The organism is Pseudoalteromonas sp., assembly GCF_041629635.1.
Taxonomy (GTDB): Bacteria; Pseudomonadota; Gammaproteobacteria; order Enterobacterales; family Alteromonadaceae; genus Pseudoalteromonas.
Map to the genome: position 1 here is coordinate 1 of NZ_JBFKMX010000016.1, position 24,559 is coordinate 24,559.

The 24,559-nt window shown below is 40.2% G+C and carries 29 protein-coding genes; 17 read left to right on the top strand and 12 right to left on the bottom strand.

Going from position 1 to position 24,559, the window contains the following annotated elements; genetic code table 11:
• Positions 1-113: AFG1/ZapE family ATPase (gene zapE, locus ABYD77_RS04085; RefSeq protein WP_372767335.1), on the bottom strand; the 113-nt coding region annotated here is incomplete at its 3' end.
• Positions 114-219: 106 nt separating this feature from the next.
• On the opposite strand from zapE, the gene ABYD77_RS04090 reads away from it, so the two are divergent.
• From ABYD77_RS04090 to ABYD77_RS04100, 3 genes are all read left to right on the top strand, one after another.
• A complete protein-coding gene (locus tag ABYD77_RS04090) occupies positions 220-678 on the top strand; it encodes a ZapG family protein (protein ID WP_372767251.1) in 459 nt (152 codons plus the stop codon).
• Between the two features lie 118 nt (positions 679-796).
• On the top strand, positions 797-2,161 hold the full coding sequence (locus ABYD77_RS04095) for a DegQ family serine endoprotease (protein ID WP_372767253.1): 1,365 nt from the start codon (positions 797-799) through the stop codon (positions 2,159-2,161).
• Positions 2,162-2,305: 144 nt separating this feature from the next.
• Complete coding sequence (locus ABYD77_RS04100; protein ID WP_372767255.1) at positions 2,306-3,382, top strand: trypsin-like peptidase domain-containing protein; 1,077 nt, start codon at positions 2,306-2,308, stop codon at positions 3,380-3,382.
• A gap of 53 nt (positions 3,383-3,435) precedes the next feature.
• Here ABYD77_RS04100 and murA read toward each other — a convergent pair whose 3' ends face one another.
• The 7 genes from murA to mlaF are packed head-to-tail and all read right to left on the bottom strand — an operon-like array spanning position 3,436 to position 8,043.
• Positions 3,436-4,698: a UDP-N-acetylglucosamine 1-carboxyvinyltransferase gene (gene murA / locus ABYD77_RS04105; protein WP_372767257.1), complete on the bottom strand. Its 1,263-nt coding sequence runs from the start codon at positions 4,696-4,698 to the stop codon at positions 3,436-3,438.
• 9 nt (positions 4,699-4,707) lie between these two features.
• Positions 4,708-4,962: a BolA family protein gene (locus ABYD77_RS04110; RefSeq protein WP_274760979.1), complete on the bottom strand. Its 255-nt coding sequence runs from the start codon at positions 4,960-4,962 to the stop codon at positions 4,708-4,710.
• A 5-nt stretch (positions 4,963-4,967) separates the two neighbouring features.
• Positions 4,968-5,252, bottom strand: a complete 285-nt coding sequence (locus ABYD77_RS04115; protein WP_372767259.1) for a lipid asymmetry maintenance protein MlaB — start codon at positions 5,250-5,252, stop codon at positions 4,968-4,970.
• 3 nt (positions 5,253-5,255) lie between these two features.
• Positions 5,256-5,912: a phospholipid-binding protein MlaC gene (locus tag ABYD77_RS04120; protein WP_372767337.1), complete on the bottom strand. Its 657-nt coding sequence runs from the start codon at positions 5,910-5,912 to the stop codon at positions 5,256-5,258.
• Positions 5,913-5,935: 23 nt separating this feature from the next.
• Positions 5,936-6,451 carry an outer membrane lipid asymmetry maintenance protein MlaD gene (mlaD, locus tag ABYD77_RS04125; RefSeq protein WP_372767261.1) on the bottom strand — a complete coding sequence of 172 codons (516 nt, stop codon included), beginning with the start codon at positions 6,449-6,451 and terminating at the stop codon, positions 5,936-5,938.
• A gap of 10 nt (positions 6,452-6,461) precedes the next feature.
• Positions 6,462-7,241, bottom strand: coding sequence for a lipid asymmetry maintenance ABC transporter permease subunit MlaE (gene mlaE / locus ABYD77_RS04130; RefSeq protein WP_372767263.1), 780 nt, complete (start codon positions 7,239-7,241; stop codon positions 6,462-6,464).
• Entirely contained in the window at positions 7,234-8,043 is an 810-nt protein-coding gene (gene mlaF / locus ABYD77_RS04135; protein ID WP_372767265.1) for a phospholipid ABC transporter ATP-binding protein MlaF, read from the bottom strand. Before mlaF ends, mlaE begins: the two co-directional genes overlap by 8 nt.
• Before the next feature lie 161 nt (positions 8,044-8,204).
• Here mlaF and ABYD77_RS04140 point away from each other — a divergent pair, with 161 nt between their 5' ends.
• The 12 genes from ABYD77_RS04140 (at position 8,205) to mgtE (ending at position 17,501) form a co-directional block, all read left to right on the top strand.
• Positions 8,205-9,188 (top strand): calcium/sodium antiporter, encoded by a 984-nt coding sequence (locus ABYD77_RS04140; protein ID WP_372767267.1) that lies wholly within the window; start codon positions 8,205-8,207, stop codon positions 9,186-9,188.
• A 9-nt stretch (positions 9,189-9,197) separates the two neighbouring features.
• Positions 9,198-10,160 (top strand): KpsF/GutQ family sugar-phosphate isomerase, encoded by a 963-nt coding sequence (locus ABYD77_RS04145; protein WP_372767269.1) that lies wholly within the window; start codon positions 9,198-9,200, stop codon positions 10,158-10,160.
• Positions 10,157-10,729 (top strand): 3-deoxy-manno-octulosonate-8-phosphatase KdsC, encoded by a 573-nt coding sequence (gene kdsC / locus ABYD77_RS04150; protein ID WP_372767271.1) that lies wholly within the window; start codon positions 10,157-10,159, stop codon positions 10,727-10,729. Before ABYD77_RS04145 ends, kdsC begins: the two co-directional genes overlap by 4 nt.
• Complete coding sequence (gene lptC / locus ABYD77_RS04155; RefSeq protein WP_372767273.1) at positions 10,729-11,280, top strand: LPS export ABC transporter periplasmic protein LptC; 552 nt, start codon at positions 10,729-10,731, stop codon at positions 11,278-11,280. Before kdsC ends, lptC begins: the two co-directional genes overlap by 1 nt.
• 1 nt (position 11,281) lies before the next feature.
• Positions 11,282-11,800: a lipopolysaccharide transport periplasmic protein LptA gene (lptA, locus tag ABYD77_RS04160; protein WP_372767275.1), complete on the top strand. Its 519-nt coding sequence runs from the start codon at positions 11,282-11,284 to the stop codon at positions 11,798-11,800.
• Positions 11,797-12,522 (top strand): LPS export ABC transporter ATP-binding protein, encoded by a 726-nt coding sequence (lptB, locus tag ABYD77_RS04165; protein WP_372767277.1) that lies wholly within the window; start codon positions 11,797-11,799, stop codon positions 12,520-12,522. The genes lptA and lptB overlap by 4 nt, the downstream gene beginning before the upstream one ends.
• Positions 12,523-12,601: 79 nt before the next feature.
• Positions 12,602-14,098, top strand: a complete 1,497-nt coding sequence (locus ABYD77_RS04170; RefSeq protein ID WP_372767279.1) for an RNA polymerase factor sigma-54 — start codon at positions 12,602-12,604, stop codon at positions 14,096-14,098.
• Between the two features lie 22 nt (positions 14,099-14,120).
• The gene (gene hpf, locus ABYD77_RS04175; protein WP_274760966.1) at positions 14,121-14,408 is read left to right on the top strand and encodes a ribosome hibernation promoting factor; all 288 of its coding nucleotides are present in this window, start codon (positions 14,121-14,123) and stop codon (positions 14,406-14,408) included.
• Position 14,409: 1 nt separating this feature from the next.
• Positions 14,410-14,868 carry a PTS IIA-like nitrogen regulatory protein PtsN gene (gene ptsN, locus ABYD77_RS04180; protein ID WP_372767281.1) on the top strand — a complete coding sequence of 153 codons (459 nt, stop codon included), beginning with the start codon at positions 14,410-14,412 and terminating at the stop codon, positions 14,866-14,868.
• Between the two features lie 15 nt (positions 14,869-14,883).
• Positions 14,884-15,735, top strand: a complete 852-nt coding sequence (gene rapZ / locus ABYD77_RS04185; RefSeq protein ID WP_372767283.1) for an RNase adapter RapZ — start codon at positions 14,884-14,886, stop codon at positions 15,733-15,735.
• A gap of 9 nt (positions 15,736-15,744) precedes the next feature.
• Positions 15,745-16,017: an HPr family phosphocarrier protein gene (locus tag ABYD77_RS04190; RefSeq protein ID WP_372767285.1), complete on the top strand. Its 273-nt coding sequence runs from the start codon at positions 15,745-15,747 to the stop codon at positions 16,015-16,017.
• Between the two features lie 122 nt (positions 16,018-16,139).
• Positions 16,140-17,501 (top strand): magnesium transporter, encoded by a 1,362-nt coding sequence (mgtE, locus tag ABYD77_RS04195; RefSeq protein ID WP_372767287.1) that lies wholly within the window; start codon positions 16,140-16,142, stop codon positions 17,499-17,501.
• A 25-nt stretch (positions 17,502-17,526) separates the two neighbouring features.
• Here mgtE and ABYD77_RS04200 read toward each other — a convergent pair whose 3' ends face one another.
• Positions 17,527-18,426 carry a YiiD C-terminal domain-containing protein gene (locus ABYD77_RS04200; RefSeq protein ID WP_372767289.1) on the bottom strand — a complete coding sequence of 300 codons (900 nt, stop codon included), beginning with the start codon at positions 18,424-18,426 and terminating at the stop codon, positions 17,527-17,529.
• A gap of 179 nt (positions 18,427-18,605) precedes the next feature.
• On the opposite strand from ABYD77_RS04200, the gene ABYD77_RS04205 reads away from it, so the two are divergent.
• Positions 18,606-19,217 carry an SAM-dependent methyltransferase gene (locus ABYD77_RS04205; protein ID WP_372767291.1) on the top strand — a complete coding sequence of 204 codons (612 nt, stop codon included), beginning with the start codon at positions 18,606-18,608 and terminating at the stop codon, positions 19,215-19,217.
• On the opposite strand, the gene dtd is transcribed toward ABYD77_RS04205, so the two are convergent.
• A complete protein-coding gene (gene dtd, locus ABYD77_RS04210; protein WP_372767293.1) occupies positions 19,206-19,643 on the bottom strand; it encodes a D-aminoacyl-tRNA deacylase in 438 nt (145 codons plus the stop codon). The genes ABYD77_RS04205 and dtd overlap by 12 nt on opposite strands.
• A gap of 1 nt (position 19,644) precedes the next feature.
• The gene (locus ABYD77_RS04215; RefSeq protein WP_372767339.1) at positions 19,645-20,511 is read right to left on the bottom strand and encodes a virulence factor BrkB family protein; all 867 of its coding nucleotides are present in this window, start codon (positions 20,509-20,511) and stop codon (positions 19,645-19,647) included.
• Between the two features lie 103 nt (positions 20,512-20,614).
• Between ABYD77_RS04215 and ABYD77_RS04220 the strand changes: the two genes are divergently transcribed.
• Positions 20,615-21,259, top strand: a complete 645-nt coding sequence (locus tag ABYD77_RS04220) for a DUF2959 family protein (protein WP_372767295.1) — start codon at positions 20,615-20,617, stop codon at positions 21,257-21,259.
• A gap of 68 nt (positions 21,260-21,327) precedes the next feature.
• On the opposite strand, the gene ABYD77_RS04225 is transcribed toward ABYD77_RS04220, so the two are convergent.
• Entirely contained in the window at positions 21,328-24,207 is a 2,880-nt protein-coding gene (locus tag ABYD77_RS04225; RefSeq protein ID WP_372767297.1) for a TonB-dependent receptor plug domain-containing protein, read from the bottom strand.
• Between the last annotated feature and the right edge of the window lie 352 nt (positions 24,208-24,559).

The window sequence follows — 24,559 nt, forward strand, 5'->3', positions numbered from 1 at the left end:
GCCGTTAAATCATCATACAAACGCTGTAAGTGACGCACCGCATTTTCTTGCGCTGCATCATGATGAAAATCGTCGCGAGTTAAGTCTTGTTGATATTTTTGCCAAGGGGTCATGATAAATACAAAGAGTTACTTAAATTTTGATGTAAAATATTAACACGAGCGCAATCAAAGCGTATATTTAAAGTATCTATTTTCAAAAATTATAAGGCTTAATAGTATGAGTACAGCCATTTGGATCACCTTAGTAGTCGCCACTGCCGTTGCTAGTTTTTTTATTGGAAGCCTAATCACAAAGCGTCAATATGAACATGACGAATTAGAAAAAGAAGTTGAAAGAGCACAAAGCGATCTTGAACAATTTAAGCAAGATGTTTCTCTTCATGCTGCCCACACCAATAAACTTATGGGAAAAATGCAAGAAAGTTACTTACAGCTTGTTAAACACATGGAAGAAACCAATCAGTTATTAGTTGCAAAAAACGACACTGAAGTTGTTCCTTTCTTTTCTCAAGAAGCGACGGAAATTTTATCCGAAACACGTGATAATGATGTTACACGCACTAAAATTTTAGCGCGCAATGCCGAATTACAAGCGCCGCCTGCTGACTTTGTAACCGGTGAAACGGGCATTTTTAGAGGTGATAGTTCAGAAAACAAGCAAACAGAAAGTGCTTAATCGCATCTTGATGAACTTTTTTTTGACCCCATAGTCATTATAAGTAACTGGCTGATTTGCTCCTCCCTGAAAAGAGCAAATCAGCTACCCTTTTGATTTAAGGAGCGTTATTTTGACTATGAAAACAAAATTAACAGTATTAAGCGCAGCAATTCTTTCAGCCACACTATTAATTTCCCCGGCTATTAGCCACGCAAAATTGCCTGTTTCGGTTAACGGACAACAACTTCCAACTCTTGCCCCCATGCTCGAAAAAGTCACACCTGGTGTAGTGAGTATTCGTGTATCTGGTTCTAAAGAAGTACGTCAACGTGTAGACCCTTTTGATTTCTTTTTTGGAAACCCACAGCGCCAACCGCGCGCTGAAAAGCGCCCATTTAGCGGTTTAGGTTCAGGTGTTATTATTGATGCTGACGAAGGTCACATTGTTACCAATAACCACGTTATACAAGACGCAGAAAAAATTATTGTCACTTTACAAGATGGTCGTGAATTCGAAGCTAAATTAGTCGGTAGTGATCCTCAATCAGACATCGCGTTATTAGAAGTTAAAGGGGAGGACCTGACTGAAGTAAGACTTGCTGATTCAGATGAATTGCGTGTCGGTGACTTCTCTGTTGCTATTGGTAATCCATTTGGCCTTAGCCATACTGTTACTTCAGGTATTGTCAGTGCACTGGGTCGTTCAGGTCTGAATATTGAAGGTTATGAAGACTTTATTCAAACCGACGCTGCAATTAACCAAGGCAACTCGGGTGGCGCACTTGTTAACCTTAAAGGCGAACTAATTGGGATTAACACTGCCATTTTAGGCGCATCGGGTGGTAACGTAGGTATTGGCTTTGCTATTCCATCTAATATGATGAAAAGCCTAGTAGATCAAATTTTAGAGTTTGGTGAAGTACGTCGCGGTAGCTTGGGTATTTTGGGTAGTAATGTAAATGCAGGTGTCGCTAAGGCGTTTGGTTTAGAAACCAAACAAGGCGCTATCGTTAACGAAATTGTTGAAGACAGTGCAGCAGAAAAAGCTGGTCTTAAAGTTAACGACGTTATTGTGAGCATTGATGGTAAGAAGATACACAGTTTTATGGAGCTTCGCAGTAAAATAGCAACTTCAGGTGAAGGTAAAACCGTTAAGTTAGGCATTATTCGTGATGGCAAGAATAAAACCATTAAAGTGAAACTCGGTGGTATATCTGATACTGCAACTGCCGCAGATAAAATGCACCGCAACTTAACCGGTGCAACTCTCGAAGCAGGCCAAACTGATGACGGCAAAGAAGGTGTTGTTATCAAGTCGATTGATTCAAACCGTGCCCCTGCAGCGCGTGTAGGATTAGAGGAAGGCGATGTTATCTTAATGGTTAACAGAACTCGTGTAGATTCTGTACGTGATTTAAGCAAAGCTATCGATGACGTTGAAGGCTATATTTTCCTTCGTGTTCAACGTGGCACTCGCATATTCAATGTACAAATTCAGTAAATAGCGAACAGTCAACTTTTATATAAAAACGCTCAACTCAGTTTGGGCGTTTTTTATATTTACTGGAAAGAGCGTTCGGCTTGCCGAACACATTTATTCTTGCCACAATAAACCTCTTTTAAAAAAATAATTAAACGGCCCAGTGTGTTAAAAAAGCTTCAGTTTTTGCTTACCCCTACTTTATTAGGACTTGGATTTGCCTTTATTTACCTAATGGTGTTCTCACCAGAGTTATTACGCGAACAATTTAAAGCGAATGAAGCGACATTAAATGCAAGTCATCTTAGCTTTGCTAATGCCGTTAAAGCAGCATCTCCAGCGGTAGTAAATATTTACTCAGAATCCATTAGTAACCGCCCCCGCAGCCTGCGCCCAGCAAGTCCAATTCGCGAACTAGGCTCGGGTATTATAATGTCTAAAAAAGGGTACATTCTTACCAACTACCACGTGATCAATAATGCAGACCAAATATTGGTTGTGCTTAACGATGGCCGTCAGTTTACTGATGTACAGTTGATTGGTTTTGATGTTCCTACCGATTTAGCATTATTGAAAATTACCGCTAAACATTTACCAGAAATTCCGACTAATAACGATTTTATACCACAGGTGGGTGATGTTATTCTCGCCATTGGCAACCCTCTCAATTTAGGCCAAACGATTACTCAAGGGATTATTAGCGCTACCGACAAAACCAATATTGCACAAACTCGCCATACACGCTTCTTACAAATGGACGCAGCGGTAAACACAGGTAACTCAGGTGGTGCAGTTATAAACACGAATGGCACGCTAGTGGGTATTACCTCAGCTAAATTCAAACATGCAAGAAATTTAGAAGTACAAGGCATTTTCTTTGCCGTGCCTTATTCATTGGCAAAAGAGGTAATGGATAAAATCATTAAATATGGTCGCGTAATTCGCGGTTATATTGGCTTTGATGCCGATCCGGTTGATAGTTCAGGTCGCTTAGTTAGAAACAATCACACACCTGTGTACGGCATGCGTGTTGCTCGCCTAGACCCTCTAGGCCCAGCATGGCGCGCTGGTTTTGAAATCAATGATATAGTGACAAAAATTGATGGCAAAAAAGTAATTAACACCAATACTACTTTAGAACTTATTACCAATACACCACCGGGTAATGTGCTCAGCTTCTCAATAATTCGTGAAGGTAAAGCTATTGAGCTACCAGTTGAAGTGGGTGAGCTGCAGTTCTAAGATAAATTAGTTAACAAAAAGGCCGCAATTGCGGCCTTTTGGTTTATAGCTTTTTAACTAGCTTTTCGACGGGCAATTTTTACGCCTAAGCCACCAAGCTTATCTTCAATACGTTGATAGCCTCTATCAACATGATAGATGCGATCTACGATTGTTTCGCCTTGCGCAATTGCACCCGTTAAAATTAAACTGGCTGATGCACGTAAATCTGTTGCCATAACTTGTGCGCCACTCAACAACTCAGTATGTTCACAAATTGCCGTATTACCCTCTAAACGAATGTTTGCCCCCATACGCTTGAGTTCTGGCACATGCATAAAACGGTTTTCGAAAATCGTTTCAGTGATGGTTGCACTGCCTTCAGCAACCACATTAAGCGCTGTAAATTGCGCCTGCATATCCGTAGGAAAGCCGGGATGTGGTGAGGTTTTAATATTTACCGCTTTTGGCATGCGACCACGCATATCTAAATAAATGCTGTTATCATTTAATTCGATGAGTGCATTGGCATCACGCAATTTCTCAATGACAGGTTCTAAACTGAAATGATCTGTTCCGTGACAAAGCACTTCACCTTTTGCCATTGCAGCTGCCACAAGGTAAGTCCCTGTTTCAATGCGATCTGGTAAAATGCGATGTTCACAGCCAGTAAGTGATTCAACACCTGTAACTTCAATACGATCAGATCCTGCACCAGTAATTTTTGCGCCCATTGCACTGAGGTATTTAGCTAAGTCATTGATTTCTGGTTCACGTGCAGCGTTTTCCAATACTGTTACACCGTCAGCTAATGTGGCTGCCATAAGTAAGTTTTCAGTTGCTCCTACGCTCACCACATCCATAAAGATATGTGCGCCTTTTAAGCGACCATTTACTTTAGCATTGATATAACCACCTTCCACAGTGATATCAGCACCCATTTTTTCTAGGCCTGAAATGTGGAGATCAACGGGTCTTGCACCTATTGCACAGCCACCTGGTAAAGAGACTTGCGCTTCACCAAAGCGTGCCAATAACGGCCCTAGAGCCAAAACCGAAGCGCGCATTTGCTTAACTAAATCATATGGTGCAAGTACTTTATCGATAGTGCTACCATCTACAACCAAATCATCCTGTTGCCACTCTACCTGCGCACCAAGCGTTGCAAGTAGTGCTTCAGTTGTATTGATATCACGTAAACGTGGCACATTAGTAAAACGACTTTTACTGTTTGCCAGAATCGCAGCAAATAAAATTGGCAGTGCGGCATTTTTCGCGCCAGAAATGGTCACTTCTCCGGCAATCGTACTGCCGCCTTGAATTACAAATTGATCCATTGATGCCACCTATAGCATCATCAATTTGCGATCACGTTCCCACTGCGCTGGCGTGTAAGCTTTGATTGATACGGCGTGCATTGTGCCGTCAGAAATTTTTTCCATTAATGGTGCATAAACCATTTGCTGTTGCTTAACGCGTGAAACGTCAGCAAAACACTCGCCAACAACAATCAGTTCATAGTGACTGCCTTCAGCTTTTACTTTAATAAAATCTAGCGATAACGCTTGCGATAAAATGTCTTCGACTTGTTTAGGATCCATTAACTCTACTCAAATAAATTCTCTACGTGACCCAATTGCATTAGCTTTTTGAGCTGCTCAGGTAAGTGGACAAGTTTAAGGCTTATATTGTTCCGTTGCAATTGCGACAAACTATAGATTAACCAAGCGAGACCTGCGGTATCGACTTTGGTTATTTCACTGAGGTCAAGTGTCAGGGTGGTTTTAGAACTATTTTTGGGTAATTGCAGATTGGCAACTGAGTAGCGATTTAACTCGCCACTCAGTATGTAATTTGCGTCACCTAGTTCTGTTAGCAATAACTTTGACATTGCTTATTCACCCGCAAATTGCACAGGCAATTTGCTCTTTTTATCTAGCATATCAATTACGTAAACAAGTCCTTCCGTACGGAGAATGCCATGGAATTCAGATTGTTTGGCATCAAGTAAACTAATGCCTTCAGGCAGCATATCAAAACCTTTCCATTCACCTGATTTGGTTTTACGTACTTTAAAATCAATATTGATGTCTGGTTTACCAGACTCAACTATTTTGGTTTTCACTAATACTAATTTATCATCTTCAAAGTCTTGCGCAGGAGAAAATTCAACTTCCTGTCCTCTATATTGAGTGAAAATACCTGCATACGACGTGATTAAATATTCGCGAAATACATCAATAAAGCGCCTAAGGTTTTCGATTTCAGCTTTTTGTTCTTCTTTATCTTTGATATTGCGCACTTTTGAAATGTAGCTACCAAGAACTCGCTGCGCTGCATAACGGTAATCGATATAAGGTAGTAGCTCTTCTTCTACAACCACTTTCAAATGGTTTTTGTCTTGTTCAATGATGGCTTTATCTTTGTTAATACGCGCAAAGGTATTTTCTGCAACCGCTCTTACCATAAAGTATGGATTACTCTCATCTACGTCTTTCGCAATAGCAAAGTTCGACTTAAGTACCAGTAAAACCGCAATTAAAAATTTCATCATCTTAATTATCACAATCCCAGTTAATCGTTACTTTGGTTAAATAAAAACTGACCAATTAACTCTTCAAGAACCAGAGCTGATTTTGTATCAGTAATAAAGTCACCATCTTTCAAAACTTTCACTTCTTCGAGACCAAACATCTCGCTCAGTTCATCCTCACCGTTCATATCTTTGTGTGCAATCACACCTGGGTTAATACCCAAATACTGCTCCCCCAAAATACCTGACGTTAATATATTGACCGATGAAGTCTCAGTAAAGTTGCTATATTCTGTCGCTATTTTCATGTGTACAACAGGCACATAGTCCGCTGGGTCTAAATTAATTGCTTCAACACGGCCAACCACTACACCACCGACCTTAATTGGCGAACGAACTTTAAGAGAGCCTATATTGTCAAATTTGGCATAAAGGCTGTAGGTATCACCATTACCACTGATACCCGCGTTGGCCACTTTCAGAGCAAGCATAACAATTGCGGCAATACCGAGTGATACAAAAAAGCCCACTAAAATTTCAATTTTCTTCGAATTCATTATTTACCCTTTAAGCGCCAAACATTATTGCTGTCAGCACAAAATCTAACCCTAATACTGCCAATGATGATTGAACAACTGTTTCAGTTGTTGCTTTGCTAATGCCTTCAGATGTTGGAACACAATCGTAACCCTTATAAAGTGCAATCCAAGTGACAACAAACGCAAACACCACTGCTTTGATTGCCCCATTTAGGATATCTTTTTCAAAAGATACTTGCGCCTGCATGATTGACCAAAAACTACCTGAATCTACGCCAAGCCAATCAACACCAACAAGATGAGCACCAAGAATAGCTACTGCAGAGAAAATCATCGCAAGCAATGGCATGCTAATCATGCCCGCCCAAAACCGTGGCGCTATAACCCTTTTAAGGGGATCTACAGCCATCATTTCTAAGCTAGTTAACTGTTCAGTTGCCTTCATTAAGCCAATTTCAGCAGTTAATGCACTGCCTGCTCGACCCGCAAATAATAGTGCTGTCACAACAGGTCCTAACTCACGCAATAAGCTAAGTGCAACGAGCGGACCTAAACTGTCTTCAGCGCCATAATCCACAAGAACGGTATATCCTTGCAGCGCCAACACCATGCCTATAAAAAGGCCTGAGACTAAAATTATTATGAGTGATAAAAACCCCACCATATAGAGCTGCTTTATCAATAATGGCGTGCCTTTCCTAAAATTAGGAACACTGAAAATGGCACCTAATAGCATTAATAAAGCGCGGCCAATACCCGCTAGCGTGTCTAACGTATTACGACCGATTGATTGAATTGTATTAACCACGCTCGCTTCCCATTAATAAGTCTTGGTTGTATGGTGCTGCATCAAAGTGGAATGGCACAGGGCCATCAGACAATCCTTGTAAAAATTGCTGTACAAGGGGGGACTCTGACTTAGCAACCTGCTCTGGTGTTCCTTCGCCAATCACACCTTTATCCGCTAATAGCACAACATGGTCGGCAATGCTCATAACCTCTGTTACATCATGTGTAACTACAAGTGATGTAATATCAAGTGTTTGGTTTAATGATTTAATTAGTTTAACCAATACTCCCATTGAAATAGGGTCTTGACCCGCAAACGGTTCATCATACATGATTAATTCAGGGTCTAGTGCAATAGCACGCGCAAGTGCCGCACGCCTTGCCATTCCTCCTGAAAGCTCCGATGGCATCAAATCACGTGCACCTCGCAACCCGACCGCTTCAAGCTTCATCAAAACAATAATACGGATTATCTCTTCAGAAAGTTTAGTGTGTTCTCGTAAGGGGAAAGCAATGTTGTCAAACACACTCATATCTGTAAATAAAGCACCGCTTTGAAACAACATACTCATTCGCTCACGCGCTTGATATAGCTCGCTGCGCGACATTTTTGGAATACTTTTTCCTGAGAAAAGAATGTCGCCTGAATCAGGCTTTAGTTGACCGCCTATCAAACGCAACATAGTCGTCTTACCAATACCACTTGGACCCATTATGGCAGTGATTTTTCCTGTAGGAACACTGAAACTCATGTTTTGATAGATAACTCTATCACCACGAGAAAAGGTTACGTCCTTTATTTCAACTAAATTATGCGACAAGTCGCTCTCCTAGAATTAAACGCGAGTATATTCTATGCCTTTTAAAAATGTTGTGAAACCTATGAAAAAGTAAATATTTGTAATAACGGTTACAAATGCTGTGTTTTAGATACAGATTTGATATTATTTGGTGTTATCTAAATTTTGGTTTTTATTCAAGAATGTTGTTATCAATTGCTATTTTAATTGCTGGATTTGTCGGCTTGGTTTGGAGCGCAGATCGCTTTGTCTTTGGTGCGGCTGCGCTGGCAAAGAATTATGGAATTCCAACATTAATCATCGGGTTAACAATTGTTGCAATGGGTTCATCTGCACCCGAAATGATGGTATCGGCTCAGGCTGCATTAGCACAGCAAACTGATACCGCGGTTGGTAATGCCATAGGTTCAAATATTACCAATATCTTACTCGTGCTTGGTATAACAGCATTACTTCGCCCTTTAAATGTCTCATCAAGCACACTAAAACGTGAAATGCCGGTAGTGATGTTAGTATCATTAGCTGCTTGGTACATTTTATCTGACAACTTTTTAGGCTTTGGTGAAGGGATTGCCTTAATGGCAGGCTTTGCCATTTTTATATCAGCGATAACAATTATTTCAGTTAAGCAAAGTAAAGCCGCAAATGGCGAAAGCGACCCGTTTGTTAGTGAAGCATGCGATGAAGTACCGGATAATGTCAGCACTTCTGTGGCGCTTTTTTGGTTAGTGGTAGGTATGGTTATTTTGCCAGTAAGTTCGCATTTAATTGTTGAGTCAGCTACCGACATAGCAAAATTATTTGGTATCAGTGATTTAGTGATCGGATTAACCATTATTGCCATTGGAACAAGTTTACCTGAACTAGCAGCCTGCGTTGCTGGTGTTTTAAAAAATGAAGATGACTTAGCACTCGGTAATATTATTGGCTCAAATATTTTTAATCTGCTTGCTGTACTATCGCTTGCGGGGATTATTAACCCGTCAAATGTTGATCCTGCGGTATCATCACGTGATATTTTCATCATGCTGGGTGCGACTATAGCACTCATAGCCATGAGCCTCAGTTTTCGCGGTTCAAGACGGATCAATCGTTTTGAAGGTGGGTTATTAGTGGCCGCATTTGCTGGCTATCAGTATCTTATCTTTTCATCTGTCAGCGCGTAAGGCTAATTCATGAACTTTGTTGCTCGCGGAAAACGCGTATTAGAAATAGAAAAGAATGCGATTGAACAACTCGCTCAGTATATCAATGACGATTTTAGCAATGCCTGTCAATTAATGTATGACTGCAAAGGTCGCGTTATTGTGATTGGCATGGGTAAATCTGGTCATATTGGTAATAAAATAGCTGCCACGTTAGCAAGTACTGGCACTCCAGCATTTTTTGTCCATCCGGGTGAAGCAAGCCATGGTGATTTGGGTATGATCACCAAAGACGATGTACTGTTAATGATTTCAAATTCAGGTGAAACTGCTGAAGTTATAAACCTTATCCCAGTTATTAAACGCATTGGCGCTAACATTGTGGGTATGAGTGGCAAACAAAGCTCTACTCTTGCGCAACAATCCGACGTACATATTTGTATTGCCATATCGGAAGAAGCATGTCCTCTGGGGTTAGCCCCTACGGCAAGTACCACAGCAACTCTCGCTATGGGTGATGCTATCGCGGTTGCACTTTTAGAAGAAAAAGGCTTCACCGCTGATGATTTTGCATTATCTCATCCAGGTGGCAGTTTAGGTAAGCGTTTACTCTTAATGCTAAAAGATATTATGCATCAGGGCGATGCTTTACCGATTGTGACCGAAGGCACTACCATAAAAAATGCACTACTTGAAATGACAGCGAAAGGGCTCGGTATGACTGCGGTTATTAATCAAGAGAAGGTGCTTCAAGGTATTTTTACAGATGGTGATTTGCGCCGCATTTTAGAACAGCGTATTGATATTCACGCGACAGCCATATCAGAGGTGATGACCAAGCAATGCACTACCGCGTGCGAAAATATGTTAGCAGCAGAGGCACTTAATATAATGGAACAAAAGAAAATTAATGGCCTAATTGTTGTGGATCGACAACAAAGACCGGTTGGAGCACTCAATATGCAAGATTTACTAAAAGCAGGTGTATTATGAGTTTAACGCCCTCACAACAGCTTTTTAACGAATTGTATGCAGACACGACAAATGAAGTATTTAGCAAAGCAAGTAAAATTAAACTACTAATTTGCGATATTGATGGCGTATTTTCAGATGGCCGCATCTACCTTGGCAATGATGGTGAAGAACTTAAAGCCTTCCACACTAAAGATGGTTTTGGCATTAAGTCAATTATCAACAGTGGTGTACAAGTTGCTGTGATCACAGGGCGTAATTCTAAAATTGTAGAAAACCGCATGAAGAGCCTGACTGTTCAGCATATTTATCAAGGCCAAGAAGATAAAGTGATTGCCTTTAATCAATTAAAAGAATCTCTATCAATAACGAACGACGAAATTGCCTACATTGGTGATGACAGTCCCGACTTACCCGTTATGGAGCTTGTTGGCTTTGCCGTAGCAACTAATGATGCACATCCATTAGTTAAACGAACTGCCCACTACACTACTACTATGCTTGGTGGTTTTGGTGCTGTACGCGAACTCACAGACTTAATTATGTTGAGTCAAAATAAACAACTTAGTCACTCTGGTACCAGCTCCTAATGTCTGCGCGTATCGCCATTACTATACTCTTCATCATTGCCATGGTGTGGCTATGGCTTCCATATTTTTTTGAAACAAAAGAGCAAGCCCCTGTAGTCGAGCAAGTAGCAAGTATTCCCGACTACATTGCGACTGATTTAAAACAAACCAACTTTAATGAAACAGGCACAGTGAGCCATAAAGTTATGGCGAAAAAAATGTCGATGTATCAAGAACTAGGTTTTACTCATTTTGAAAAACCGCAATTTACGATCTTCTCTGAACAAGGAGTTTGGCAACTTAACGCTGATGAAGCCACACTTTACAATAACGAGAAACTAATTTTGGAACAAAACGTTGTTGCCAAAAATCTGACAACCGATGTTATGCTCGACACCATCGAAGCCTCAAGCATTGAATATTTGATTTCTACAAAAGTGATGAGCTCTGAATCAGAAGTGAAAATGACCGGGCCAGGACTTGAAATCAAAGGCCTAGGCCTCAATGCTAATTTAGAAGAACAAGTTATAAAGTTAATCAACCATACAAAGACCACTTATTATGACCAATAAAATGACGAAATTTATGTCAATCGCCGGACTGGCTTTCACTTTGTGCATCACCAGTGGCCAAGTAATGGCTGAACAATTAAAACTTAAATTTCCATTGGAAATCGATGCCGATGAACAGTCAGCTCGCCTCAAAGAAAATGTCGGAATTTTCCGTAATAATGTGCAAATAAAGCATGGCGATATGTCGATTACCGCAGACTATTTAGAAGCACACAAGCGAACAGAACTTGGTGATAACCAACAATTACTCATCGCAAGCGGAAAACCGGTTAAATTCAGTGCAACTCAAGAAGATGGTTCAACCATTGTTGCAAGCGCAGAGAGCATTACTTACGATGTTGCTAAATCATTATTTACCATGTCTGGTAGTGCCAAATTTCAACAAAACGGTGACACCATGTCAGCAGATACCATCATTTACGATCGCGCAAATGAAACCGTGACATCTAAAAAATCAGAAAACTCAAGCAACCAAGTCAAAACCATCATAAATACGCAAAATAAACAAGGCGAAAAATGAGCACATTAATTGCCGAAAAGCTGGCAAAAAGTTACAAATCACGTCAAGTTGTTAAGAATGTAGGTTTAGAAGTTAAAGCCGGTAGCATCGTTGGTTTGCTTGGCCCAAATGGCGCAGGTAAAACAACCACTTTTTACATGATTGTCGGTTTAGTACCGAGTGATAAAGGCTCTATTCGTATCGATGATAATGATATTACATTACAGCCTATGCATAGCCGTGCCCGTTTAGGTATTGGTTATTTACCGCAAGAGTCTTCGATTTTTAGAAAGCTTACAGTATACCAAAACATCATGGCGATTCTTGAAACCCGCAAAGATCTTAATCGTGTGCAACGCGAAGAAGTGCTCGATGATTTGCTCGAAGAATTTAATATTGGACATATTCGAGATTCGCAAGGTATGGCACTTTCTGGTGGTGAACGTCGCCGTGTAGAAATCGCTCGCGCATTAGCCGCGAATCCGAAATTTATCCTGTTAGATGAACCTTTTGCTGGTGTTGATCCTATTTCAGTGATAGATATAAAGAAAATAATTGAGCATTTAAAAAATCGCGGAATTGGTGTTTTAATCACTGACCATAATGTGCGTGAAACCCTTGATGTATGTGAGAAAGCCTATATTGTTTCTCACGGTGAATTGATTGCATCAGGTACTGCAGAAGAGGTTTTAAACAACCAAAAAGTTCGCGATGTGTACCTAGGTGAACAATTCAGACTATAGTAATAGTGAGTGTACTTTTTTACTGGAGTTGAATTGTTAACCAACAGCTTGAGAAATAAAGAAGGATTAGAATAATTACATGAAGCAATCGCTACAGCTTCGCCTTGGGCAGCAACTAACAATGACACCCCAATTGCAACAGGCAATTCGCCTATTGCAGTTGAGCACGTTAGATTTGCAGCAAGAAATTCAGGAAGCCCTTGATGCCAATCCTTTACTTGAAGAAGACATTGATTTCAGTGATGACAATCAAAACAATGAAAACGCTGAAACCAGCAAAGATGATTCATCTTCTCAAGATGAATATGACACGCCTGTAAGCCAATCTGAAATTGAATCTAGCGACGCCTTAAATAATGAAAATCTCTCTGATGATTTAGCTATGGATGTGTCGTGGGATGATTATATTAGTGCAGCACCAGTATCGGTTAGCAATGCACCCGCCCCTGAAAATGACACGGTTTACCAAGGCTCTACCAGCGAATCGTTGCAAGATTACTTAATGTGGCAACTGCGCTTAACACCGTTTAGCGACACCGACGAAATGATTGCAACAACCATTGTTGAAGCCGTTGATGATTCTGGTTATTTAACGCAAAGTGCCGAAGAAATTTTAGAAGCGGTGCAAAAATCAGATGATCAGGAACAAATTGAACTTGATGAAGTTGAAGCTGTACTAAAACGCATTCAACTCTTTGACCCTGTTGGTATTGCTGCACGTTCGCTACAAGAATGTTTATTGATCCAGCTCAACCAGTATGACAAAAATACCCCTTGGCTAAGCGAAACAAAAAGCGTAATCTCAAACCATATGGAACTTTTGGGGTTAAGAGACTATCGTACCATAATGAAGAAGGCCAAACTCAAAGAACCTGAGTTAAAAGAAGTCTTAACATTAATACATAGCCTTAATCCAAAGCCAGCTGAAAGTATTATTCATGAAGAGCCAGAGTATGTTGTTCCTGATGTTTCAGTAAAAAAAATTAAAGGCCGTTGGCGTGTTGAGTTAAACAACGACAGTATGCCGAAAATTCGTGTAAACGAACAGTACGCATCGCTTACCCGCTCTATGAAGTCAGGCAGTGATAGCCAGTTTATACGCAACCATTTACAAGAGGCTAAATGGTTTATTAAAAGCTTAGAAAGCCGCAATGACACTTTATTAAAAGTAGCCAATTGCATTGTTGAACAACAACAGGCATTCTTTGAATATGGCGATGAAGCAATGAAACCGATGGTTTTAAACGATGTCGCCGAAATGGTTGAGATGCATGAATCGACTATCTCGCGTGTTACAACGCAAAAATACATGCATACACCACGTGGCATTTATGAATTGAAATACTTTTTCTCTAGCCACGTTAGCACGGAAAATGGGGGTGAGTGCTCATCTACCGCGATTCGAGCACTGATCAAAAAGTTAGTAGCAGCGGAAAATCCTGCCAAGCCATTAAGCGATAGCAAGATAACCGATCTACTAGCAGAACAAGGAATTAAAGTGGCGCGACGCACAATTGCAAAATATCGTGAGTCGCTATCCATACCACCGTCTAATCAGCGCAAGAGCCTGATTTAGACCATTTAGAAGGAAAATGCTTATGCAATTAAACTTAACAGGTCGTCACGTAGAAATTACTGATTCTTTAAGAGACTATGTCACTAACAAATTTGCAAAACTTGAGAGGCATTTTGATCACATTAATAACGTACACGTTATTCTAGATATCGAAAAATTATCACAAAAAGCAGAAGCAACTATGCATGTGAATGGTGGCGAACTTTTCGCGTCGACTGCACATGAAGATATGTATGCAGCAATTGATGGACTTGTTGATAAGCTTGATCGCCAAGTTATTAAACATAAAGAGAAGCTCTCTCGTCATTAAAATGAAACTTGCAGATATTATTGCTGAGGACTGCGCTAAAACCGCGGTCCTTTTTAATAGCAAAAAAAGACTATTTGAATTTATTAGTGATCTCGCACACCAGCAAGCACCTGAGATCACAGCACAAGAGTTTTTAGAAGCCTTATTACAACGTGAAAAGCTTGGAAGCACAGGTATTGGTAAAGGGCTAGCCATTCCCCATGGTCGCATTAATGGACTACAAGATACTATTGGTTTTTTAATCGTAAACCAATCCCCTATCCCTTTTGATGCTATAGATGATAAAGATGTTGATATTTTTGTGGTACTGCTCATACCAGAACAAAAGTGCCAACATCATTTGCAGACTTTAGCCACTATCGCTGATAAACTTAAAGACAAGCATTTTTGCCGTCAGCTTCGCCATGCTGAGAATAATCATCAGCTATATCAAGTTATTAGTAGTGAAGCAATTAACTAAAGTTAGGAGACTTCAGTGCAACTTATTTTAATCAGTGGTCGCTCAGGGTCAGGAAAAACTGTTGCACTTAGAGTGCTTGAAGATCTTGGCTATTATGTTGTTGATAATATTCCTGTCAATCTACTGCCATCATTAATCCGCACAGTCTCAGATAAATACGACAAAATTGCTGTGAGTGTCGATGCACGCAATATGACAAAAGAGCCAGATGAAATAGAGGAAGTTTTGGATTACTTACCTGGATTTGCCACGCCAACTTTATTTTATCTCGACAGTGACGACAACACGCTAATTAAACGCTTTTCAGAAACTCGCCGCTTACACCCATTATCACTAAACAATATCTCACTTGAAGAAGCGATTGAAGCTGAGAAAAACTTGCTCGACCCAATAGCCTCAAAGGCCGATATTTTCATTGATACAACTGACTTAAGTGTGCATCAATTGGCCGATAGCATTCGAGAGAAAGTACTGGGTAAGAAGTCGAATCAATTGATTATTACATTTGAATCTTTTGGCTATAAACACGGTATTCCAAAACATGCTGACTATGTTTTTGATGCACGCTTTTTACCAAACCCGCATTGGGAGTCTCACTTAAAACCGCTTACCGGACTTGATCAGCCTGTAATCGATTTTCTGGCTAATCAACCTGTTGTTCACAAGTTTGCATGGCAAATTCAAACATTTATTGAGACCTGGCTGCCTCATTTAGAACGTAACAATCGCAGTTATTTAACGGTTGCAATTGGTTGTACCGGTGGGCAACATCGCTCAGTGTATTTGGCTCAAACCCTTGCAGAAAGCTTCGCCAAGCATCATAAAAATGTAAAAGCGCATCATAGAGAACAAACCAAGTCATCGTAAGGGAAGATCATGGCCATCGAAAAACACTTTTTGATAGAAAATAAGCTTGGTTTACATGCTCGCGCTGCGACTCAACTAGCAAAATTAGCTATGGCATTTGACGCCAAAATCAGCTTAACGCAAGGCGATAAAACGGCGGATGCAGACAGTGTTTTAGGATTGATGTTATTAGAAAGTTCCCAAGGGAAAGAAGTGTTGGTTCGCTGTGATGGCCCAGACCAAGATCAAGCGTTACTCGCCATTGGCGATTTAATTCAAGCTAAGTTTAACGAAGACGAATAAACTGCTAACTTAACTAAAACTTTTATCTGCAATAATGCTACAATAAGTTAAAATCAAGTTAACTCTATAAATCAAAGAGTTGCAACCATTCACTCCAACCATCAATTTATAATAGGGTGAACATGCCAGAAGCACTAGAACAGGATTATTCACAAACACAACTACATGAGGTCACAAAAGCCCTAAGTAGCGGCATGTTTGTGCACGTTCGCCGCATGTTAGCACATATGCCACCCTGTGATATTGCCTTGCTTTTGGAGTCATCGCCACATAAAAGTCGTACCGTTCTTTGGCAACTTGTAGACCCTGATTTACAAGGTGAAACCTTAGAAGAACTTTCAGAAGATGTACGTAACGGCATCATCGCGCAAATGGATCCTGCTCTTGTTGCTGCTGCAACAGAGGAAATGGACGACGATGATTTTGCAGAAGTACTGCGTAGCTTACCTGATACTGTCTACCAAGAAGTATTGGGCTCAATGGATAAAACCGACCAAGAACGTGCAACAGTTGTTCTCTCGTATGAAGAAGAAACTGCCGGTGCACTTATGAGCACCGATACCATAACCATTCGCCCTGATGTAACACTTGACGTTGTTTTGCGTTATTTGCGTTTAAAGGGTGAGCTACCTGAAGGTACCGATGAACTTTACGTTGTTGATAAAGAAAATAAATTTTTAGGTGATATCCAACTAGCCACGCTTCTGACTAAAAATCCTAGTCTTACAGTGCGTGAAGTGATGGATAACGAATCTGAGGCCATTCCAGTGAGTATGGGTGAGTCTGAAGTTGCACAGCTATTCGAACGTCATAACTGGATTTCTGCACCGGTTGTCGATGCAGACAGTCAATTGCTTGGTCGTATCACTATCGATGACATTGTTGATGTTATTCGTGAAGAAGCCGAGCACAGCATGATGAGCATGGCCGGTCTTGATGATGAAGAAGATACCTTTGCACCGGTTGTTAAAAGTACAAAGCGACGCTCTGTTTGGCTTGGTGTTAATTTAATTACTGCCATATTGGCTGCATTTGTCGCCGGGTTGTTTGAATCTACGCTTGGTATTTTGCCTATTTTAGCGGTTCTTAATGGTATCGTACCTTCAATGGGCGGTATTGCAGGCAGTCAAACCCTGACGCTCGTTATTCGTGGTATTGCTGTTGGCCACATTAATGATGCCAACCAACGCTGGCTAATAGGTAAAGAGATTGCCATAGGCATGCTTAATGGTGTGATTTGGGCCTTGTTGATTGCATCAGTCGTGGCACTTTGGCAATGGAACTTCACGCTTGGTTTAGTTATCGCCTTTGCGATGTTTATGAACTTATTCGCTGCTGGCTGCGCTGGCGTAACTATCCCACTGATTCTTAAAAAGCTGGATATCGATCCTGCACTTGCAGGGGGGGTCATCTTAACGACTGTTACGGATGTCGTCGGTATTTTTGCCTTCCTTGGCACAGCAACCTACTTCCTTTTGCCGTGATATAAGCAAATTTGCTTATATCACCTTATTTCTTTGGTAATAGGGTGTATTCACCCACAAATTCTGCCACAAGCTGCTCACCATCATAAATGCTAACTGGCACTTTATAAATGGCCTTTTCACCTTGTTCCAAAGACGTTAAATCACCGCTGCATTTATGCAAATCAACGTTACCGCGTGGATCTTGCTTTAGCGGCTTTAAATACTTAATACTCGCATCGGAGAGCACAATCGCAGCTTCTATGCCTGTTTCTTTTAAATGAAGGTATGTTGCTCCCCAACCCGTTAATGTTGCCAAGCTATAAATTGAGCCCGCAAACATTGTACCGTGAAGGTTTTGATTGGCACTAAATTCGGCTGTAGTTGTAAATTGCCAATCGGTATAACTCTCAACTTTAATACCCATTGCATCACTGATAGGAATATCTTCACGCCAGGTATTTTGCAACACTTTGGTCCATTCCGGGCGGCGAAACCAGCCTGGACAAGAAGGACATAGTTTAACCATTTTCCAATGCTGAATATCGCCATACATTAAATGCGCTTTTTCAACGACCACATAACCATGACGTTTATAAAAATCGACTGCACGATCACGTGCAAACAGAAGCAATTCCTTTGCACCTTGCTGCCACGCTATTTTTTCAAGCTCATGCAATAAGCGACTACCTAAATGGTGACCGCGATGATCTTTATTGACCGCCATATAGCGTACTTGCGCTTGTTCACCTGTATTCCAGTGCAAGCGAGCCACACCTAGGACCTGACCTTGCTCATTTTTAATAAAACGATGTTCCGCTTCTTGCTCAAATTCATCTTGCTCAGAGCCTCTTGGCTGCTGCCAAGGAGCACGCAATACTTGCCATCTAAGTTGGTAATAATCCTGCCAATCTTGACTACTTTGGGGTGTCGTTACTTGTAACATGGCGACTCCTAACTATTCAAATTGGCAACAGATTAACCTAAAAATGGACATTATTAAATCATTCCTTGGTAAACACTTTGGTATTAACCTAAGCTTGTTAAGCGAAGACATTATAAGAGCTAACCTTGATAGATACTGAATTTGTAAACCATGCAAATAAATTAGGGAGCCTAGTTTGCTTGCATAAAGCATCTATTGGCACGTGTACCATCAGACAACTCAATAACTTTCGCTGGTTACTAATAAACAACACCTTACAATCAATATGTAATTTAGATCACCCAGAAAGTTTGTTATTACCCCACTTACAACAACTCGCAAATTTATGGCAGCGACTAGAAAAGCCAAATAAAGTCTTAGAAGTAGGACTTGGTGGTGGTGTTATTCGCAACTATTTGCAGGTTAAATATCCGTACTGTGAAGTAATTAGCATTGAAAAGAGCCCTGAAATTATCGAACTTTATCAGCAGTTTTTTGCCACAAATACTCATTCTAAAATAATAAACTCAGATATTACTTCACTCGATTTAACGGAAAAATTTGAGTGGCTAGTGCTCGACTTATTCAGCCAACAAGATTGCCCTATTTTCCTTTTTCACTCAGATTTTTATTTAAAAATTAAAGAGCTCTTTATAGCAAATAAAGAGCGCCATTTGTTTATCAATTTTATTTGCGAAAATACGCAACAAATAAAGCTACTGGAAGAGGTTTTAAAAGATGTGTTTGAAGTAAATGCAACCATCTACCCAATTAAAGACTACAACAATAAAATAGTACATTTACACTTCTAAGCGGAATGTCACTGGTCCATCATTCACTAAATGCACTTTCATATCAGCACCAAATTGCCCAGTTTGCACTTTAGCTAAACTTGCTCTGGCTTGCTTAACAAAGTACTCATAAAGCTCTTCACCTAGCACTGGTACTGCGGCAGATGAAAAACTCGGGCGCATGCCTTTTTTGGTATCTGCAGCGAGAGTAAATTGCGATACAACAAGCAAATCACCGCCAATGTCTTTTAAACTTAAATTCATTTTACCTTCGCTATCAGGAAAGATGCGGTAACCTGACACTTTATGCAAAAGCTTATCCGCTTTTTGTTGGTCATCTTCTTTCTCTACACCAAGCAATAATAAAATTCCTTGTTTGATTTCACCAACGACTTCACTTTCAACGACCACTTTGGCTTCACTAACCCGTTGAATTAACCCTTGCATACTACTTTTCCTCTTGTTCAACAACTAGTGGTTTATTTCTATTACCAAACGTTTGCTGCAGCGACACTGTAAACTCAGCTCCTAACAACACCACAATCCAAGATAAATATACCCATACAAATAGAATTGGAATTGTTGCCAAAGCACCATAAATCACTTCATATGATGGGAAATTACTCACATATGCAGCAAAACCTTTTTTGCTAAGCTCAAATAATAATGCGGCAAACATTGCACCGGGCAGTGATGCTTTAATTGGCACACGGGTATTTGGTACCAAGGTATAAATCAGCATAAAACCTGCGGTTGAAATTACATAGGGCAATAGTCCCAGTAAAAAACCACTAAATCCCGGAATACCTTCATCTGCATAGGCAGCAAGGCCCACAATATACGATGTGACACCCAAGCTAGCACCTAATAAAACCGGACCTAACGTTAACACCATCCAATAAATAGCAAACGAAATAACCACAGGGCGCTTTTTTTGCGTACGCCAAATACGGTTAAGCGTGGCATCAACATTACGTATCAAAAAAAGTGCGACTACGATTAAAAAGCCAATACCCATCGCGGTCATTTTATTTGCATTACCGGTAAACGCGCCAATATGCTCTTTAATTGTTTCGGACGAAGTAGGTACAAAGTTATTGAAAATAAAGTTTTCAATTGTCGCGCGAAATTCTTGAAAGACAGGAAATGCTGAAAAAATAGCAAAAACGACCGCCAACATAGGCACTAACGACAACAGGGTAACATAGGCCAAATAACCTGCATTCACGGTTATTTGGTCATCTAAACAGCGTTTTCCATACCCTTTAAACCAAAAGGCAATGTAGCTCACTCCGTTACCTAAGTGCTGAAACATCTGTGAATAATCGATTTTCTTCTGCATATTAAGCGCTACTAATAAAAAATTATTGCCATATAATAACAAGATAATGAAAAGCATAAAGAGAATTGCACACACTATGAAAAAATTACTGTTAGCTGTCGCAACCACAAGCTTATTAACCCTTTCAGGCTGTCAAACAGCCTATTATTCGGCAATGGAAAGCGTGGGTGTTCATAAACGAGATATTCTGATTGACCGAGTAGAAGAAGCAAAAGAGTCGCAACAGGAATCGCAAGAAGAATTCCAATCGGCCTATGAGCGCTTAACTACATTAATTAATTTTGACGGTGGCGAACTGCAAAAAGTTTACGACCAACTGAATGATGATTATTTAGCGAGTAAAAAATCGGCTGAAGATGTTTCAAGTAAAATCAATGCCGTGGAAGACGTGGCAGAAGCACTGTTTGATGAGTGGGAAGAAGAATTAGAGCAATATTCAAACGCCAAACTAAAACGCGACAGCCAAAAGAAACTTTCTGCAACTAAACGCCAGTTTGAACAGTTATTACGTTCAATGCGCCGCTCTGAGAGTAAAATGGAGCCAGTATTAACCGCATTAAACGACAACGTTTTATACCTCAAACACAACCTAAATGCACAAGCCATTGCAGCAATTAAAGGCGAGTTTTCAAGCCTAAAACGTGACATTCAAACATTAATGAGCGAAATGAATAAATCAATTGCTGATTCAAACCAGTTTATAGCGCAGATGAATAAGTAAACCCTAGTTTTTCTTTTTTAAAAATAAAAAATGCCGCTATAAAGCGGCATTTTTATTATTACCAGAGATTAGAACTTATAGTTCACACCGACTGTGTAAGTACGACCATCTAAGTCGAAGAACTCACCGTCATCATAAGTGAACGGATTACGAGGTGGTGTTCTGTCGAACACATTTAAGATACCACCACGAACTTGAAGATCATCAGTGATGTTATAACGCGCGGTTAAATCCCACTTAATGTAAGAAGGAATATCGTTATAGTTGTTATCTTCAGGCGTCCAATCACGATCCCAAACTGTAGCATGTCTGTAAACTGAAGTGGCAGCCAATGACAGGTCTTCGTAACCATAGTTCAGAGTGAAACGACCTTTCCAACGTGGACGGTGGACTTCACCTTGGTACTGACGGCTATCTTCTTCTTTACCTGTTGTGTTTTGCTCACGCTCTTCTAAGTAAGTTGTGATTAAACGGAAGTCGAAATCACCAAAACCAGATTCAAAGCCATAGTTAAGCTCAATATCTGTACCCGAGATAGTACTTGTTGCCGCATTTACAGGAGACTGATAGAACGCAGTGATCTCAAGTGATGTAGGATCACGCTCGATAAGATTACAATAAGGGTTATCTAGAGAATCTAGTTCATAACAACCACGTACAATGTTAGCAGCGCTAGGACGAGTAATCATGTCTTCTAGCTCAAACTTCCAGTAATCTAACGTTACACTGAAACCTTCTAGGTATGCTGGCGTATAAATGAAACCATATGTAATGTCATATGCTGTTTCATTTGTTAAGTCATCATTACCAACAACGTAACCTGGGTGAGTTGTTTGCTTCCAAAGATCAGATGGTGCCCAACCAACTGGGATACCAGCTGCTCGACAGTTACGCTCAATATTGGCTTTGTATTCACCAGCGTTGTCAATTTGACCTTGCTCACAAGGATCATTGAAGCTCGCGTAAGTTTGGCCTGGAGGGCTGTATAGCTCATCAATATTCGGTGCGCGAACTGACTTAGAACGGTTTAAACGGAAACGTAAATCATCGTTCATTACATAGTTAAGACTTACTTTCCACGCGTCATCAGTACCTGTAGATGAGTAATCCATGTAGCGGTATGCTAGTTCAACATATAAATCTTGAACAAACGGCATGTCTGATAATACTGGAATAGAGAATTCTGCAGCCGCTTCTTTAACATCAAACTCACCGAATAGTGCATCTGATTGGTTGTTAAAGATTAGACCTTTACGCATCGCTGGATCTGGAAGAGTCTCAGCGCGTTCTTCACGATATTCAAGTGTGAATGCTGATGCTAGAGGACCTGCTGGTAACTCAAATAAATCACCGCTAACTGTACCACCAACAACTGTTTGCTTGATGCTTGCGCGACGAGTTGCGTCAGTACCAACATAATCAAGCGCTTCTTGAGATGCTAGGCCTTTACCCCAAATATTTAATGGTGCACAACCAGATAACGCACCAACAACTTCACCTGCATCATTTCGGTCAGCACATACGATTTGACCATTAACCTCTACAGCATCAAGCGCGTTATAGAAGTTTTCAGTTAACAATTCACCAAACCAAGTGGTATCTTGCTGAACATAACCGATTTGAGCATACGCATCGTAGCTCCAGTTATCTGTGATCATACCATCAAAACCAAGTGCACCACGTACTGTTTGACGTTTCTGATCATATTTGCGGTGACCAAATGTGTCTGCTAGGAAATATGCATTGTATGAAGACATATTACGGTCAGCGAAGAACTGTTTTGTTTCATCATTGAAGAAAGCATTATCCGCTTTCATACCACGAAGATAGAAGAACGCAGGTGAGCTCTCACCAAAAGCTGACGTATTTGAATAAAGCATTTCAAATGTCATATTGTGATCGTCAGCAAGTTCCATATTTACTTGCGTATTCACATTAATACGCTCAAGTGGCGTACGAACGTACTTGTGCTCTAAGAAACTATAACCGTCACCTTCACCTGTGTAGTAGTTTGTATTACGACTACCTGGTGTTGAACTCGCTGGTAAACGTTCACCTTCAACAAATTCACGAAGATTACCATCATCACCAAAGATATAATGACCCCAGCCACCATTTAAATTTGGAGCAAAAAAGTCACCTGTTTTGCTGTAGAAACGTAATGAAGTTGAACCTTCTTGGTCGTAGATAATACGACGAGGAATACCATCTTCATCATTCACATTATCTGGATGGTCAATTGAAATGATACCATTTTTAATGAAATCACGTTGGTCACCACGTAGCTGCTCATCTTTAGTGTATGAGATATTAGCAATAAAACTAATTTTGTCAGCTTCACCACCAAATGTTAAAGATGCATAACTTGATTCACCACCTTCTTGAGAAGGTTGACGTGTAGATGCGTCAAACTCAACACCATCAAATGATTGCTTAGTTACAATGTTTACAACACCAGCAATAGCATCAGAACCATAAACAGCTGATGCACCACCTGTTGTTACTTCGATGCGCTCGATCATTGCTGTTGGAATGTTGTTTAAGTCAACCGCACTTGATGTAGGTGAACCAGAAACAAAACGACGACCATTAACAAGAACAAGAGTACGATTAGAACCTAAACCACGAAGGTCTGTATTGTTAAGACCACTTGCGAAAATAGTATTATTTGTTGTTTCTGGAGAAAGACCTGTCGTTGCCGATGGTAAATCTTGAAGTAAGTCTGCAACGTTAGTTATGCCAGCGTCAGTTAGTGTGTCACCAGTGATAACAGTAACAGGTGTTGCAGAAAGTTCACCAATACGTTTGATTTTAGAACCAGTAACAGTAATACGTTCTACTTCTTCGCCTTGGTTTGCTTCCTCAGCAGCCGTTGCAGTAAAACTAGTTACTGCACCAGCAAATAATGCGCCTTTTATACCTAGCGCTAATAAGCTTAAGTTTTTCAAAATGAGATTTCCCTGAAGTTTTCTAAATGTTATGTGTTACAAATTACTTCTAATTATTTCAATTTATTTCTAAATGTAATTTGAACCCCTCTGTTTTAACACAAAAATTACAAAAGTTGAGTCATTCTCGACAAAGAGCATCAATGCTTAAAAAACAACCTTCAGAAGGGAAAATCAAAGAAGACAAAAATAGTTATGAAAAATCATGTGGTTATAATAAGCTAGCAGTAAATATATATTTACAGATACACAAATTCATTTACAGTCATTTACAAACCTTCTTAATAGTTAACTGAAACTAATGGCTTTTTTTAGGTTCCACAGGGTTATTTTTAAACAGGTAAGTACTTTA

Excerpts from the sequence above, each read along its gene's own strand:
- ABYD77_RS04090 (WP_372767251.1), top strand. The coding sequence starts at position 220 with ATGAGTACAGCCATTTGGATCACCTTAGTAGTCGCCACTGCCGTTGCT.
- ABYD77_RS04095 (WP_372767253.1), top strand. The coding sequence starts at position 797 with ATGAAAACAAAATTAACAGTATTAAGCGCAGCAATTCTTTCAGCCACA.
- murA (WP_372767257.1), bottom strand. The coding sequence starts at position 4,698 with ATGGATCAATTTGTAATTCAAGGCGGCAGTACGATTGCCGGAGAAGTG.
- ABYD77_RS04110 (WP_274760979.1), bottom strand. The coding sequence starts at position 4,962 with ATGGATCCTAAACAAGTCGAAGACATTTTATCGCAAGCGTTATCGCTA.
- ABYD77_RS04115 (WP_372767259.1), bottom strand. The coding sequence starts at position 5,252 with ATGTCAAAGTTATTGCTAACAGAACTAGGTGACGCAAATTACATACTG.
- ABYD77_RS04120 (WP_372767337.1), bottom strand. The coding sequence starts at position 5,912 with ATGAAATTTTTAATTGCGGTTTTACTGGTACTTAAGTCGAACTTTGCT.
- mlaD (WP_372767261.1), bottom strand. The coding sequence starts at position 6,451 with ATGAATTCGAAGAAAATTGAAATTTTAGTGGGCTTTTTTGTATCACTC.
- ABYD77_RS04140 (WP_372767267.1), top strand. The coding sequence starts at position 8,205 with ATGTTGTTATCAATTGCTATTTTAATTGCTGGATTTGTCGGCTTGGTT.
- ABYD77_RS04145 (WP_372767269.1), top strand. The coding sequence starts at position 9,198 with ATGAACTTTGTTGCTCGCGGAAAACGCGTATTAGAAATAGAAAAGAAT.
- kdsC (WP_372767271.1), top strand. The coding sequence starts at position 10,157 with ATGAGTTTAACGCCCTCACAACAGCTTTTTAACGAATTGTATGCAGAC.
- lptC (WP_372767273.1), top strand. The coding sequence starts at position 10,729 with ATGTCTGCGCGTATCGCCATTACTATACTCTTCATCATTGCCATGGTG.
- lptA (WP_372767275.1), top strand. The coding sequence starts at position 11,282 with ATGACGAAATTTATGTCAATCGCCGGACTGGCTTTCACTTTGTGCATC.
- lptB (WP_372767277.1), top strand. The coding sequence starts at position 11,797 with ATGAGCACATTAATTGCCGAAAAGCTGGCAAAAAGTTACAAATCACGT.
- ABYD77_RS04170 (WP_372767279.1), top strand. The coding sequence starts at position 12,602 with ATGAAGCAATCGCTACAGCTTCGCCTTGGGCAGCAACTAACAATGACA.
- hpf (WP_274760966.1), top strand. The coding sequence starts at position 14,121 with ATGCAATTAAACTTAACAGGTCGTCACGTAGAAATTACTGATTCTTTA.
- ptsN (WP_372767281.1), top strand. The coding sequence starts at position 14,410 with ATGAAACTTGCAGATATTATTGCTGAGGACTGCGCTAAAACCGCGGTC.
- ABYD77_RS04190 (WP_372767285.1), top strand. The coding sequence starts at position 15,745 with ATGGCCATCGAAAAACACTTTTTGATAGAAAATAAGCTTGGTTTACAT.
- mgtE (WP_372767287.1), top strand. The coding sequence starts at position 16,140 with ATGCCAGAAGCACTAGAACAGGATTATTCACAAACACAACTACATGAG.
- ABYD77_RS04200 (WP_372767289.1), bottom strand. The coding sequence starts at position 18,426 with ATGTTACAAGTAACGACACCCCAAAGTAGTCAAGATTGGCAGGATTAT.
- dtd (WP_372767293.1), bottom strand. The coding sequence starts at position 19,643 with ATGCAAGGGTTAATTCAACGGGTTAGTGAAGCCAAAGTGGTCGTTGAA.
- ABYD77_RS04215 (WP_372767339.1), bottom strand. The coding sequence starts at position 20,511 with ATGTTTCAGCACTTAGGTAACGGAGTGAGCTACATTGCCTTTTGGTTT.
- ABYD77_RS04220 (WP_372767295.1), top strand. The coding sequence starts at position 20,615 with ATGAAAAAATTACTGTTAGCTGTCGCAACCACAAGCTTATTAACCCTT.